This window comes from Streptomyces sp. NPDC088254 (genome assembly GCF_044740925.1).
Lineage (GTDB): Bacteria > Actinomycetota > Actinomycetes > Streptomycetales > Streptomycetaceae > Streptomyces.
Genome location: NZ_JBIURQ010000001.1, coordinates 1185756 through 1198280, shown reverse-complemented (window position 1 = coordinate 1198280; position 12525 = coordinate 1185756). Strand labels below are relative to the sequence as shown.

Below are 12525 nucleotides of genomic sequence, written 5' to 3'. Positions count from 1 at the left end.
CGGGGCGGGCGGTCCTGCTCGCTGTTGACCTGGGCCGATCAACCACAACATGCGCCCGCACCACACAGACCCGCAAGTCGCCGCACCCCGGCCGGTCCGTCAGTACCGCTGAGGCTCGGCTAGTAGGGCGTGTCTGACAAATACCCGCCTGCTCTGCGGGCGGACGGCGGGGATTTGTCGTGCCCTAGGACGGGCGTCCGCCGAACTGCCAGTGGTGCACCTCGACGTCGGCGTACCGGTCCGGGGTCAGGACGGCGCGGGCCCTGCCCGGGTCCGGCGCCCGGACCAACGCGGCCGTGCCCAGCCAGGCGGCGCCGTCGTCGGACAGCAGCGGCCCGTACGCGATCAGCTCGTCCTGCCCGACCGGCACGGCGAGGTCGACAGCCTCGCCCGCGCCGAGGCCGAGCACCAGAAACCGATCGCCACCGCTGCGCCCCCCGGGAAAGTCCCACATGGTGCGCCCCAGCAGGTTGCGCCACCGCCGCAGCAGCACATCACGGTAGACACCGGCCTGGTAGTTGGGTTCGTCGAAGGCGAACGCGCGGGCGGCGGCGGCATCGGGCAGATCGACGATGTGCACACTTCCGGTGGGCGTGTCACCGTCGTCGGCGAGGGTCGGGCCCCGGGCGATCATCTCCTTCGCGTACCGGTCCATGTAGGACCAGTGCGCTTCCAGCAGTTCGTCGCGCAGCGGCAGGGAGCCGGGGCGGTCTCGGTGGTAGCAGAGGAACTCCATGCCCCGAGGATCTCGTCCACGAGGTGAGCCGGTCGAGCGGATTTCCCGGATCTCCGACTGTCCTAAAGCCTCATGACGGCCGACTGGGTGTGGTTCGCTGCTGGGGTGACTCAGGACTTGGAGACCGTCGCGTTCGAATCCGCCGAGGCGTTCCGGGCCTGGCTCGGCGAGAACCATGCCGTCTCGCCCGGCATCTGGCTCAAGCTGCGCAAGAAGGGCGCCGGAATCGTCGCGCTGGACTACGCCCAGGCGCTCGACGAGGCGCTCTGCTACGGCTGGATCGACGGCCGGAAGGCCAAGTTCGACGACGAGTGGTGGCTCCAGCGGTTCACCCCGCGCACGCCACGCAGCAAGTGGTCCAGGATCAACCGGGACAAGGCTGAAGCCCTGATCGAGCAGGGTCGGATGCGGCCGCCGGGGCAGGCGCAGGTCGACCGCGCCAAGGCGGACGGCCGCTGGGAGGCGGCCTACGAAGGCGCGAAGACCGCCACCGTGCCGGACGACCTCAGGGCCGCCCTGGCCGCCGACCCGGCCGCGGCCCAGTTCTTCGAGACACTGGACCGCCAGAACCGCTACGCGATCCTGTACCGGATCCAGGACGCCAAGAGGGCCGAGACCCGGGCACGCCGGATCGAGAAGTACGTGGAGATGCTGGCGAAGGGCGAGAAGCTGCACCCATAGCGACGGAGTGATGGGCGTGGTGGACGGGTGGGAGTGGGACGAGACGCTGTTCTCGGGTTCGGCGGTCCACTACGCGCGGGGGCGGCTGCCGTACGCCCCCGGTCTGGTGGACGTCCTGACCGAGGCGCTGGGACTGGACGGGCGGGGTCGTCTTGTGGACGTGGGGTGCGGGCCGACGCTCGCCCTGCGCCTGGCGCACCGGTTCGGCGAGGTCGTCGGCGTGGATCCGGACGGCGGGATGATCGCCGAGGCGGAGCGCGCGGCGGCCGCGGCGGGGGTGGCGGCCGGGAAGGCGACATGGAACCGGCTTCACCTCGATCTGGCCGGTGGGCCCGACTGGGAGGCCGAGGTGGCACGGCTGCTCACGCTCGGTGCGACGCGGGTCGACATCGGTCAAGGGGACGTCCCGTGGGACGTTCTGGCCGACCCGGAGGGCACGAGTTCTGTGTGCTCCGTCCCGGTCACCCCGGCGTGCTCGTCGGCTCCGGCCTCGTGGCGGTCTGCCTCGACGTGGCCGAGGAGGACCGCGACGCGCAGACGGCCTTCTGGCGGGCCGAGTCCGACTGGCACGAGGTCGAACACGAGGCCTGGGGCGTGCGGCTGCGCCGGGAGCCGACCGACCCGGTCGCGCTGGTGATGGGTCCGCCCGCGGCGCCGAAGACGGGACGCAACAGGCTGCGCCCGGAGGTCACCCGGCGCGACGGCGAACTCGGCGAGTTCCTCGACGCGGGCGGCAACGAGTTCCACGTCGCGCCGGCCACCGGCTGACCCGGTTCGCGGGGCCGCCGCCCGTCGGCGGGAGTGGTGCCCGTTCGGGTGCGGTCGGCTCGCGGGCTGTGGGTGGGTGCGGTCAGGTGGTCAGGGATGCGTGCCGATGGGTCGCGTCCGGGCGGTGCGGGCTTCCAGCCGTGGCCGGCCGGCGGCGTCGGCGCGACCGGCCGTGAAAGGACGTGGCATGCGTGGCACCGGTCCGATAGACGGCCGTCGACGGAGGTGGGCCGCGGTCGTCGCCGTGGCGCTGGTCTGCTCGACGGCATTGAGCGCGTCCCCTCTCTCCGCCGCGGGCAGAGACCCCTCGTTGGAGTGGAAGCCGTGCCCGAAGGACGGGCGGTACGACTGCGCCACGGCGACCGTGCCCCTGGACTGGACGGACCCCGGCGGGCGGACGATCCGGCTGGCCGTGGTGAAGCGGAAGGCGACAGACCCCGGGCGGCGCGTCGGCACGCTGTTCTTCAACCCCGGTGGCCCCGGCGGGCCGGGGACGGTCCAGATGCCGCAGAACTACACGACCTTCCCGCGTGAGGTCCGCGAGCGGTTCGACATCGTCAGCTGGGACCCGCGAGGGGTGGGCAACAGCACGGCGGTCGACTGCTTCGCGAGCCCTGAGGAGTCCGAGGCGTGGATCGCGAGCCGCCCGGCCGGCTTCCCGGTGGGCGAGCGGGAGCGCGCCCAATGGATCGCCGCCTACCGGGAGTTGGGCCGGGCCTGCGAGCGGCGTGACCCGGAGCTGCTGCGTCATGTCTCGACGGCCGACACCGCGCGCGACCTCGACTGGCTCCGCCGCGCGGTGGGCGAGCCGCGCCTCACCTACCTCGGTATCTCCTACGGCACGATCCTCGGCGCCACCTACGCCGACCTCTTCCCGGACACCGTGCGCGCCCTGGTGTTCGACAGCAATATCGCGCCGTCGGCGTGGAAGGGCGACCGGCCCGGGCAGGACCGGCTCCCCACCTTCCTGCGCATGGGCTCGGACCGTACGGCGGCCGCGACCCTGGAGCGGTTCCTGTCCCTGTGCGGGTCCACGACGGTCGCGCGCTGCGCGTTCTCGGCCGGCGGCCCGCGGGCCACCCGGGACAAGTTCGCGGAGCTGACGCGGCGGCTGAGGGAGCGTCCGGTGGGGGCGTGGACCTACGCCCGGACTGTGGCGGACACGGTGAACAGTCTGTACCGCGTCCATCCCGGGTGGACGGAACTGGCCGCCCGGCTGCAGCAGTTGTGGCTGGGGCGGGCGCCTCGAACGTCCTCTGCCGCCGCGCCCGCTCCGGTCCCGGTCCCGTACACGGGCGACGAGCAGGGAGCCGCCGTGTTCTGCGGCGACAGCCCCAATCCGCGTGACCCCGGCGTCTTTCACGCGGCGGAGGAGACCGCCGCCGCACGCCACGGTGACGCCGCGCGCTACTGGACGTGGGCCGCGGAACCGTGCGCCACCTGGCCGGTGAAGGGCGCCGACCGGTATCTCGGCCCGTGGAACAAGCCGACGCCGCCCGTGCTGGTGATCGGCACGGTCTACGACCCGTCCACCCCGTACGAGGACGCGCGGGCGATGGCCGAGGAACTGGCGGACGCCCGGCTCCTCACCCACCGGGGCTACGGGCACACCGCGCTGCTCAATCCCAGTGAGTGCGTCCAGGACCACGTGAGCCGCTATCTCGTCGAGGGCGTCCTCCCGCCGCCGGGAGCGTCCTGCGAGCCCGGCCGGCCGCCGTTCCCCGCACCCGAACCGCGGGGCGGCGTCGCCACCGGCGGGGGCGGCACGGCGGGCGGGGTCAAGCGGCCGGCGTGACGGGCCGGCAGCCCCCGGGCGTCAGCAGGAACTGCTGCCGCAGGACGACGAACTGCCGCACGAGGACGAGCTCCCGCACGACGACGAACTGCCGCAGGAGGAAGAACCCGAACTACCTTCACAAGAAGAGGAGTTGTTCCCGCAGGACGACGAGCCGCCGCCGCAGGAGGAACCGTTCGCCGAGTCGTCGCAGGACGCTGTGGCCGCGTACCAGGACGACGTGTCGTCGGCGCCCGCGAGCGGAGCCGCGCTCCCCGGGCCGGCCGTCGACCGGCGCCGACGGGCATGGTGAGCGTTGCGGGCGCGCTGGGCCGCGGCGTCCACGGACAGGCGTCGGGCGAGCCCCTCCCCGTCGCGCCACAGGGCCCGCGCCGTCGCCCGTACGCTCCAGGTGATCACTCCCGCCACGACCAGCACCACACCCACGACGACAAGCACCGTCACCATGTTCGTTCTCCCCCCTGGCTGCCGGACGTCCGGTTCACGCCGACTGCTGGGACTTTGCCCCGCGGCAGGGTCCCCTGAAGCCCTTCTTGAGCAAGTCCAGAGGTTGCCGCGGGGCACGGGCCCCAGCGCGGGCGGGCTCAGTTCTCGGACGGGGTGAGCAGCACGAACTCGGCGTTCGAGGGGTCGAGGCAGACGGCGATCCGGCCGACGCCCTCCGCGTCCTGCGGGCCCATCCGCACGCTGCCGCCGTTGCGGGTGACCTCGGCGACCGCCGCGTCGCAGTCGGTGACGGCGAAGACCGGGTGCCAGTACGGTCGTCCACCCGTCAGCGAGAGGTCCTCCTCGCCGATCTCGATCACGCCGCCCTGCATGCGGTCCTCGGCGAGGCCGGCGGGGGTGATGAGGTGGTAGGGGCCGCCGCCGCCCGGGAGGTTCATGTCGCTGTAGCTCCATCCGAAGACGGCGCCGTAGAACTCCTTGGCGGCCCGGGCGTCGGTGGTGCACAGCTCGGTCCAGGACAACGAGCCTGGCGCGTCGGCCAGTTCGAAGCCGGTGTCGGCGCCCGGCTGCCAGGCGGCGAACTGGCCGCCGAGCGGGTCGCTGTACTGCGCCATCCGGCCCCACTCGCCGAGGTCCCGGGGAGTCACCCGGACGCTGCCGCCGGCCCGCCGCACGGCCTCGGTCGTGGCGTCGGCGTCGGCGACCGCGAAGTAGAGCATCCACGCCGAGCGTGCGCCCTCCTCGGTGAGCGTGCCGAGGCCGGCGACGGTCTTGCCGTCCTTCTTGAGCACTCCGCCTTCGGGGGACTCGCCGTCGCCCGCCTCGCCCCCGTCGCCCATGGGCTGGTACTCCCAGCCGAGCACCGCGCCGTAGAAGGCGGCCGCGGCACGGACGTCGGGAGCGCCGAGGTCGAGCCAGCAGGGTGAGCCGGGAGCGGGGTCGGTGGTGATCACGGCGGTGCCCCTTTCGCAGGTCCTGGACCACCACCCTGACATCAGGCCCCGGTTATCGCGCGTCGGCCGTGGGCGTGGGGCTGGCGCTGGGCTCGGGCTCACAGGTGATCTCGTCGCGGGGGTTGTAGTGGGTGCGGAAGGGCTCCCGCTTCACCACCTTGCCGTCCCGGTAGAAGACCCGGTCGACGGTGACGTCGAAGCCCTCCAGCGGGGTCTGCGGCACGCACTCCTTGTCGGTGCTCACCTTGTGCTCGGGCTGCACCACATCGGTCCTCGGTCCCTTGACCGACTTGATCTCGTCGTACTTCCTGGTGCCGAGGAAGGAGACGGTGATGGAGGTGTCGGTGGCCTTCGCCTGGATGTAGACGGCGTGGCCGGAGTCGTTGGCGAACCTGAGGTCGAGGGAGCCCCAGGCGACCGTCGCCTCGCGGCCCTCCGGGTAGCGCTCGATGTAGAAGGAGTGGGCGCCGTGCTCCAGGGGCTTGACCCCGGCGAAGAACAGCGCGTTGTAGACGGTCGTGGCGACGGAGGAGACGCCGCCGCCGGGTGCCTTGGCGAACTGGTTGTCGAAGATCATGATGCCCTCGACGAAGCCGTTGGCCTCGGTGCGCTCCCCGACGGTGCGGTTGAAGCTCCAGGTCTTGCCGGGCATGACGAGGGAGCCGTTGATGAGCTGTGCGGCCCGGCCGATGTTCTTGGTGCGGTACGGGGCGCGTTCGAAGTGGACGGTGAAGGAGGACATCTTCTCCGTCAGGCCGAGCCGGGGGGCGTTCTCGCGGGTCAGCTCGGGCTGGGTGCGGCGTACGGCGACGTCCCCGGTGCGGGCGGCGGGCCCCGACCCGGTGAGCAGCGGCAGTACGGCCTTGCCGAGCGCCTTGTCGGTGACGCGGACGCCGGTCCGGGCGTCGCGGGCGACGGCGACCCGGTCGCCGTCGAGGCGCAGTACGGCGTTGCGGGGGGTGGTGGTGATGCGGGCCAGGGGGCGGGACACCGCGGGGGCGGCGCGCAGCCCCGCGACGTCCAGCTCCGGTCGCAGGGTGCCGGCGGCGTCCGGCCGCATGCTGAGGTGCTCGCCCAGGACGGTGGGGCGGACGGTGAAGCGTCTGCCGTCGGCGACGAGGGTGATGGGCGCGGACATCGCCGGCCGCGCGAAGTCGCGCACCGCCCGCCGTACCTCGGCCGCGGTGACCTTGGGCCGGGTTTCGTGGACGGGCAGGGCGGTGACGGTGTGCGGGCGGCCGCGCAGGAAGGAGGCGCGCAGGGCGGGCACGGCGGCGTCGACGTCCAGGGCGTAGCCGTCGCGCGGGGCGGTCTGCCGTACCGTGCCGCCGGCGAAGGAGACGGCGCCGTCGCGGACCTTCTGGTCGAGGTCCTTCGCGAGGTTGCCGAGCGCGGCGCGGGCACGCGGCTCGTCGAGGCGTACGACGGGCTCGACGGCGCCGCCCTTGCGGAAGAGGCCGCTGACGGCGTCGAGGGGGCCGGAGCCGGTGCTTTCCGCCTGGTCGACGGTCTTCTCGGCGTCGAAGGAGAGCCCGGCCCGCTTCGGGTCGAGGACGGCGGTGCGGTCCCCGACCTTGACGGTGAGTTCCTGGGAGCCGAGGGCCGTCAGGTACCGGTCCAGCTTGGCTACGGCCTCCGTGCGGCTGAGGCCGCCGATGTCGACGCCGCGCACGGTCGTGCCCGGTTCGATCTGGCCGCCGGTGAGCAGCGAGCCGGTCAGGTACAGGGCCCCGACGCCGACGGTCAGCGCACCGCCCGTCAGAGCGAGGGACGGCACGGCGGGGGTTCGGGCGCGCATGAATCTCCAGGAGGGGCGATCGGCGGGTGGTGCACCCGGTGACACGGCACGCCGTCAACCGGGCAAGGAAGCCCAAGTTACCCAAAACGGGTGATGAGTGAGTATGTCGAAAAACACGTATGGCTATATGTGCCGGTATGTCGCGCATCACGCAGGTGGCGGATCTCGTCACGTCTGGGGGCCGGGCGGGTGCTCCGTGGGCTGGATCCAGCCCACCGCGCGCTCGACGGCCCGCCGCCAGTTGGCGTACTCCGCCTCCCGTCGGCCGGGGTCCATGTCCGGCAGCCATTGGGCGGCGCGGTGCCAGTTGCGGCGCAGCACCTCCAGGTCCGTCCAGTACCCGGCGGCGAGCCCTGCGGCGTAGGCGGCGCCGAGCGAGACCGTCTCGGCGACCATGGGCCGCACCACGGGGACGTCGAGCACGTCTGCCACGAACTGCATGAGGAGGTTGTCGGCCGTCATGCCGCCGTCCACCTTGAGCTGCCGCAACGCCACGGGGAAGTCGGCGTTCATGGCGTCGACGACCTCCCGGGTCTGCCAGCCGGTGGCCTCCAGCACGGCCCGGGCCAAGTGCCCCTTGGTGATGTACGAGGTCAGGCCGACGACGACGCCGCGCGCGTCGCTGCGCCAGTGGGGGGCGAACAGGCCGGAGAAGGCGGGGACGATGTAGCAGCCGCCGTTGTCCTCGACCGAGCGGGCCAGGGTCTCGATCTCCGGTGCGCTGTTGATCAGTCCGAGGCGGTCGCGGAACCACTGCACGAGCGCGCCGGTGACGGCGATGGAGCCCTCCAGGGCGTAGACCTGCGGCTGGTCCCCGATCTTGTACGCGACGGTGGTCAGCAGTCCGTGCCGGGAGGGCACGACCTCGGTGCCGGTGTTGAGGAGCAGGAAGCCGCCCGTGCCGTACGTGCACTTCGCCTCGCCCGGTGAGAAGCAGGTCTGGCCGAACAGGGCGGCCTGCTGGTCGCCGAGGGCGGCCGTGATGCGGATGCCGGGCAGGACCGAGCGGGCCACGCCGTAGCTCTCGGCGGAGGAGCGGATCTCGGGCAGCATCGGGCGGGGCACGCCGAAGAAGGACAGGAGGTCCTCGTCCCAGGTCAGCGTGCGGATGTTCATCAGCATGGTGCGGCCGGCGTTGGTGGCGTCGGTGATGTGCAGTCCGCCGTCCGCTCCCCCGGTGAGGTTCCAGATCAGCCAGGTCTCCATCGTGCCGAACAGCACCTCGCCGTCCTCGGCCCGCTTCTCCAGGCCGGGGACGTGGTCGAAGAGCCAGCGGATCCGAAGCGCCGAGAAGTACGTGGAGGGCGGCAGGGCACAGCGCTGGAGGAAGAACTCGTCGCCGGGCCGGCGTCCGAGTTCTTCGACGAGCGGCCCGGTACGGGTGTCCTGCCAGACGATGGCCCTGCCCAGCGGGGCGCCGGTGCGCCGGTCCCACAGCACGGTCGTCTCGCGCTGGTTGGCGATGCCGACGGCGGCGACCTCCTCCGGGCCGATCCCTCCGTCGGAGAGCGCCTCGGGCACGACACGCTGGAGGTTGCGCCAGATCTCGACGGCGTCGTGCTCGACCCATCCGGGTCTCGGGAAGTACTGCTGGTGCTCCCGCTGGGCGACCGTCACCAGCCGGCCGTGATGGTCGAACAGGATGCATCGGGTGGAGTTGGTGCCCTGATCGATGGACATTACGTACCGTGCAACCATGATCGGGTCTGCCTTCCCGTGTACCGATGTGCCGATGTGCTCGGGCGGGCGGCGGGGTCACCAGCGTGTCGCGCCCAGGTCTCTGGAGATGGCGCGCGCCGCCTCGCGCAGGAGGGTGATCAGGCTCGGCCGGGGGTGGCCCTGGGCGTCGCAGATCCGCTCGACGGGGCCGGACAGTCCGATGGCCCCCACGACGAGGCCGCCGTGCCCTCTGATCGGCGCGGCGAGGCCGGCCTCGCCCATGCTCAGCTCCTGGACCTCGGCGGCCCAGCCCACTTCGCGGATGTCGGCGAGCGCCCGGGTGAGCTGTTCGCGGGTGACCAGGGTGTGCCGGGTGTACGCCTCCAGCCCGGCCTCCACGGCCGTCTGCAGGGATGCGGTGCCGAAGGCGAGCAGCACCTTGCCGAGGGAGGAGGCGTGCAGGGGCAGCAGCGAGCCCACGTCCAGGGTCTGGAGGGTGTCGTCCGGCCGGAAGACATGGTGGACGACGAGGACCTGGCCCTCCAGCGGAGTGCCCAGGCGGACCGCCTCGCCGCTGCGGGCGGCCAGGGCGTCGGCCCAGTTGATGGAGCGCGAGCGCAGTTCGTTGACGTCCAGGTAGCTGGTGCCCAGGTGCAGGAGCGCGGCGCCGAGCTGGTACTTCCCGGTCGCGGCGTCCTGCTCGACGAAGTCGACGTGCTGGAGCGTGCGCAGTATGCCGTGCGCGGTGCCCTTCGCCAGCCCGAGCGAGGCCGCCACCTCGCCCAGCCCCAGCCGGCGCGACCCGCCGGCGAGCAGACGCAGGATCGCCGCCGCCCGTTCGATGGACTGGACTGGGCCGGCCATGTAGCGAGCCTAGTACCGCCGAGGGCGGCCCGCCGTACGGGGAAGAGGGCCGTTTCGGCACCGGGTCGGCCGGTGCGTTCGGCAATGCCGACCTTCGTTCATTGACTACCGCTTCGTCCGCTTCGTAACGTGCACCGTGGCCGGGCATGCGCGCCACGGCCGGCGCCCGGTCGCTCACCGCTCATCGGAGGACAAGCAGATGCCGCTGGAGCTGAACAGGATGGTCCGGGAGGACGTCGCCCAGGTGTGGCGGCTTCCTCCCGTGACCGGTGCCGTGACGACCGTGCGTCGGCGGGCCGGGGCGGTGCTTGCCGAGTGGGACGTCTCCGCGTCTCTGGCCGAGGACTCCCTGCTGGTCGTGTCGGAACTGCTGACCAACGCGTTCGTCCACGCACTGCCCCCGGCGGAGCTGCGGCTGTCGCTGCAGCGCAGCGGCGGGCTCAGCACCCTGCGGGTGGAGGTGACCGACGCGGGGCCGGCGCCCGCCGCGGGCGAGACGCGCGCGGACGTCGACCCGGACGAGCACGGGCGGGGCGAGCACATCGTGCACGCCCTGGCGACCCGGCACGGCGTACGTGTCCACCGCGACGGGGTCACCCGGTGGGCGGATCTCGTGGCGGTGTGACGGACGCGAGCGGGGGCTGCGGCTTCAGGAGCCGCGTCAGGACGCCACGGGCGCCGCGTCGCAGGAGTCCCGGACGGCCCCGCGGGCGAGCGGCGGCTTGCTCAGCAGAAGCAGCGCGGCGTCGTCGTGCAGACGGCCGCCCACATGGGCCAGCAGTTCGTCGTGGAGCGCGCTGAGCGTGCGCGCCGGCTCGTCGCCGACATGGCGTTCCAGGCCTTCGGCGAGCGGGTAGAACTCCCGGTTGTGGTCGCGGGCCTCGGTGACGCCGTCGGTGTAGAGCAGCAGTTGCTCCCCGTCGGCGAAGGGCAGCTCCTGCAGCACCGGCGCCTCGCCCGACAGGGCCCGCAGTCCCAGCGGCGGGGTCGGCCGGGCGGGCTCCAGCGGGACGACGTCGCCGGTCCGGCGCACCAGCAGCGGCGGGGCGTGTCCGCAGTTGACCACTTCCAGCCGTCCGGAACGCGGGTAGCCGGCGACCACGGCGGTGACGAAGTCGTCGCCGCCCAGGTTGCGCGCGAGGCTCCGCTCGATCCGGTCGACCACGGCGAGGAGGCCGGGCTCGTCGTACGCGGCCTCGCGGAAGACGCCGAGCACGAGCGCGGCGGTCCCCACCGCCGGGAGTCCCTTGCCGCGCACGTCGCCGACGATCAGCCGGACCCCGTGCGGCGTGGGCACCAGTGCGTAGAGGTCGCCGCCGATGCGGGCCTCCGCCGCCGCGGCGCTGTAGCGCACGGCCGCCCGGAACGGGCCGACGGTCTCCGGGACGGGTTTGAGCAGCGCGTGCTGGGCGGCCTCGGCGACGGAGCGGACATCGGCGAGGACCCGCTCCCGGCGCCGGCGCAGCGCGCCGGTCAGGGCGCTGGCCAGGGTGACGGCCACGACGGCCGACAGGATGGCGAGGAGTTCACGGCCGTGCACGGCGTCGCGGATGCCGAGCATCGTGCTCAGCGCGGCGGCGAGAAGTCCGACGCAGAGGACTCCGCGCGGCCCGCTGGTGGTGGCGGCCAGCGCCGGTCCGGCCGCGAGGAGGGGCAGCCAGATCAGGCCGGCTCCGCCGACGAGGTCGACGAGCACGACGGCGGCGACGACGAGCACGGGCAGGAGCGGCAGCAGGGGCCGTCGGGGCAGGGCCATCGGGAACCGCAGCATGGTCCTCAGCAGCCGCAGCGTGGTCCTCGGGAGCCGCTGTATCGGGCCGTGGGCGTCACCGTGGTCTCGCGCGTGACTCATGTTGTGTCGGTGGTCCTCACCTGTGTGCGGGTGTACGGGGGTGCGCATCCCGGATGGGCCTCAGCCTGTCTAACCTGACACGCCAGGCGTGTCCGGTTTAACGCTTTTCATCCGTTGTGTCCAGCAAAAAGGGTGCGGCCCCGTCGCCACAAGGAGAGGCTTTTCAGATAGTGAGCGAGAGGCTCCTGGTCACCCGGCTCGCCGTGGGGATCAGCCGGCGGCGCACCTCGTCGAACCGCGAGAGCCGGTCGGCCGGCAGCGAGACGCCGAGCGAGCCGATGACCTCCCCGCTGTAGACGGGCACGGCGACGCACACCGTGCCGAGCGCGTACTCCTCCAGGTCTGTCACGGCCGGCGCGAGAGGGGCGACGTCGAGCCGCCGGAGGAGTTCCAGGCGACTGGTGATGGTCCGCGGGGTGAGATCGGCGAGGTGGTGCCGGGAGAGGTAGTCCTCGCGGGCGTCGGCCTCCATCTCCCGCAGCACGGACTTGCCCAGCGCGGTGGCGTGTCCGGCGTCCTCGAACCCCACCCACAGGTCGACCCGGGGCGTACGCGGCCCGTCGACGATCTCCGCAACCCGGATCTCCCCGTCCTCGTAGAAGGTGAGGTAGGCGGGCGCGGACAGTTCGTCGCGCAGCGCGGCGAGCGTCGGCCGGACCCGGCTGAGCAGGGCCTGACCGCGGCCGTCCGTGTGCAGCGCCCGCAGCTTGTCGCCGAGGACGAACACGCCGTCGTCGAGCTTGCGCACGTAACCGTCGTGGACGAGCGTGCGCAGCAGGTGGTAGGCGGTGGCCAGCGGCAGGGCGGTCTCCCGGGCCAGCTGCTTCGCCGGAGCGCCGTTCTCGTGCGCGCCCACCGCCTCCAGCAGACGGAACGCGCGCTGGACGGAGGTGATGAGCGTGGGGCCTTCTTGAGCACCCATACCCACAGGGTGCGCCGGGCGGGCCGCGCAGGCAAGGCGCACGCACAACG

Annotated in this window: 13 protein-coding genes; 5 read left to right on the top strand and 8 right to left on the bottom strand. The window is 72.7% G+C overall.

The window, feature by feature from the left end; genetic code table 11:
• Positions 1–184: 184 nt before the first annotated feature.
• Positions 185–736 (bottom strand): YciI family protein, encoded by a 552-nt coding sequence (locus tag ACIOC0_RS05175; RefSeq protein WP_402152587.1) that lies wholly within the window; start codon positions 734–736, stop codon positions 185–187.
• Positions 737–808: 72 nt separating this feature from the next.
• Between ACIOC0_RS05175 and ACIOC0_RS05170 the strand changes: the two genes are divergently transcribed.
• The 4 genes from ACIOC0_RS05170 (at position 809) to ACIOC0_RS05155 (ending at position 3980) form a co-directional block, all read left to right on the top strand.
• The gene (locus tag ACIOC0_RS05170) at positions 809–1417 is read left to right on the top strand and encodes a YdeI family protein (RefSeq protein ID WP_402152585.1); all 609 of its coding nucleotides are present in this window, start codon (positions 809–811) and stop codon (positions 1415–1417) included.
• A gap of 10 nt (positions 1418–1427) precedes the next feature.
• On the top strand, positions 1428–2054 hold the full coding sequence (locus ACIOC0_RS05165; protein WP_402152583.1) for a VOC family protein: 627 nt from the start codon (positions 1428–1430) through the stop codon (positions 2052–2054).
• Positions 2051–2185: a hypothetical protein gene (locus ACIOC0_RS05160; protein WP_402152581.1), complete on the top strand. Its 135-nt coding sequence runs from the start codon at positions 2051–2053 to the stop codon at positions 2183–2185. Before ACIOC0_RS05165 ends, ACIOC0_RS05160 begins: the two co-directional genes overlap by 4 nt.
• A 187-nt stretch (positions 2186–2372) precedes the next feature.
• Positions 2373–3980 (top strand): alpha/beta fold hydrolase, encoded by a 1608-nt coding sequence (locus ACIOC0_RS05155; RefSeq protein WP_402152579.1) that lies wholly within the window; start codon positions 2373–2375, stop codon positions 3978–3980.
• A 21-nt stretch (positions 3981–4001) separates the two neighbouring features.
• Here ACIOC0_RS05155 and ACIOC0_RS05150 read toward each other — a convergent pair whose 3' ends face one another.
• The 5 genes from ACIOC0_RS05150 to ACIOC0_RS05130 all read right to left on the bottom strand — a co-directional run bounded on the left by ACIOC0_RS05150 (position 4002) and on the right by ACIOC0_RS05130 (position 9701).
• Positions 4002–4427 carry a hypothetical protein gene (locus ACIOC0_RS05150; RefSeq protein WP_402152577.1) on the bottom strand — a complete coding sequence of 142 codons (426 nt, stop codon included), beginning with the start codon at positions 4425–4427 and terminating at the stop codon, positions 4002–4004.
• 137 nt (positions 4428–4564) lie between these two features.
• Positions 4565–5380 (bottom strand): VOC family protein, encoded by an 816-nt coding sequence (locus ACIOC0_RS05145; protein ID WP_402152575.1) that lies wholly within the window; start codon positions 5378–5380, stop codon positions 4565–4567.
• Positions 5381–5432: 52 nt separating this feature from the next.
• Entirely contained in the window at positions 5433–7178 is a 1746-nt protein-coding gene (locus ACIOC0_RS05140) for a VanW family protein (protein WP_402152573.1), read from the bottom strand.
• 168 nt (positions 7179–7346) lie between these two features.
• Positions 7347–8876 carry a glycerol kinase GlpK gene (gene glpK, locus ACIOC0_RS05135; RefSeq protein WP_402152571.1) on the bottom strand — a complete coding sequence of 510 codons (1530 nt, stop codon included), beginning with the start codon at positions 8874–8876 and terminating at the stop codon, positions 7347–7349.
• A 57-nt stretch (positions 8877–8933) separates the two neighbouring features.
• Positions 8934–9701, bottom strand: coding sequence for an IclR family transcriptional regulator (locus ACIOC0_RS05130; RefSeq protein WP_402152569.1), 768 nt, complete (start codon positions 9699–9701; stop codon positions 8934–8936).
• A gap of 199 nt (positions 9702–9900) precedes the next feature.
• Between ACIOC0_RS05130 and ACIOC0_RS05125 the strand changes: the two genes are divergently transcribed.
• Complete coding sequence (locus ACIOC0_RS05125; protein WP_402152567.1) at positions 9901–10326, top strand: ATP-binding protein; 426 nt, start codon at positions 9901–9903, stop codon at positions 10324–10326.
• 36 nt (positions 10327–10362) lie between these two features.
• On the opposite strand, the gene ACIOC0_RS05120 is transcribed toward ACIOC0_RS05125, so the two are convergent.
• Together ACIOC0_RS05120 and ACIOC0_RS05115 are read right to left on the bottom strand one after the other, a co-directional pair.
• Positions 10363–11457: a PP2C family protein-serine/threonine phosphatase gene (locus ACIOC0_RS05120; protein ID WP_402153220.1), complete on the bottom strand. Its 1095-nt coding sequence runs from the start codon at positions 11455–11457 to the stop codon at positions 10363–10365.
• Positions 11458–11716: 259 nt separating this feature from the next.
• A complete protein-coding gene (locus ACIOC0_RS05115; protein ID WP_402153218.1) occupies positions 11717–12475 on the bottom strand; it encodes an IclR family transcriptional regulator in 759 nt (252 codons plus the stop codon).
• Positions 12476–12525 lie beyond the last annotated feature (50 nt).

Bases quoted from the DNA above. Each gene is read 5' to 3' on its own strand.
- ACIOC0_RS05175 (WP_402152587.1), bottom strand. From the start codon at position 736: ATGGAGTTCCTCTGCTACCACCGAGACCGCCCCGGCTCCCTGCCGCTG.
- ACIOC0_RS05170 (WP_402152585.1), top strand. From the start codon at position 809: ATGACGGCCGACTGGGTGTGGTTCGCTGCTGGGGTGACTCAGGACTTG.
- ACIOC0_RS05165 (WP_402152583.1), top strand. From the start codon at position 1,428: ATGGGCGTGGTGGACGGGTGGGAGTGGGACGAGACGCTGTTCTCGGGT.
- ACIOC0_RS05155 (WP_402152579.1), top strand. From the start codon at position 2,373: ATGCGTGGCACCGGTCCGATAGACGGCCGTCGACGGAGGTGGGCCGCG.
- ACIOC0_RS05150 (WP_402152577.1), bottom strand. From the start codon at position 4,427: ATGGTGACGGTGCTTGTCGTCGTGGGTGTGGTGCTGGTCGTGGCGGGA.
- ACIOC0_RS05140 (WP_402152573.1), bottom strand. From the start codon at position 7,178: ATGCGCGCCCGAACCCCCGCCGTGCCGTCCCTCGCTCTGACGGGCGGT.
- glpK (WP_402152571.1), bottom strand. From the start codon at position 8,876: ATGGTTGCACGGTACGTAATGTCCATCGATCAGGGCACCAACTCCACC.
- ACIOC0_RS05130 (WP_402152569.1), bottom strand. From the start codon at position 9,701: ATGGCCGGCCCAGTCCAGTCCATCGAACGGGCGGCGGCGATCCTGCGT.
- ACIOC0_RS05125 (WP_402152567.1), top strand. From the start codon at position 9,901: ATGCCGCTGGAGCTGAACAGGATGGTCCGGGAGGACGTCGCCCAGGTG.
- ACIOC0_RS05120 (WP_402153220.1), bottom strand. From the start codon at position 11,457: ATGGCCCTGCCCCGACGGCCCCTGCTGCCGCTCCTGCCCGTGCTCGTC.
- ACIOC0_RS05115 (WP_402153218.1), bottom strand. From the start codon at position 12,475: ATGGGTGCTCAAGAAGGCCCCACGCTCATCACCTCCGTCCAGCGCGCG.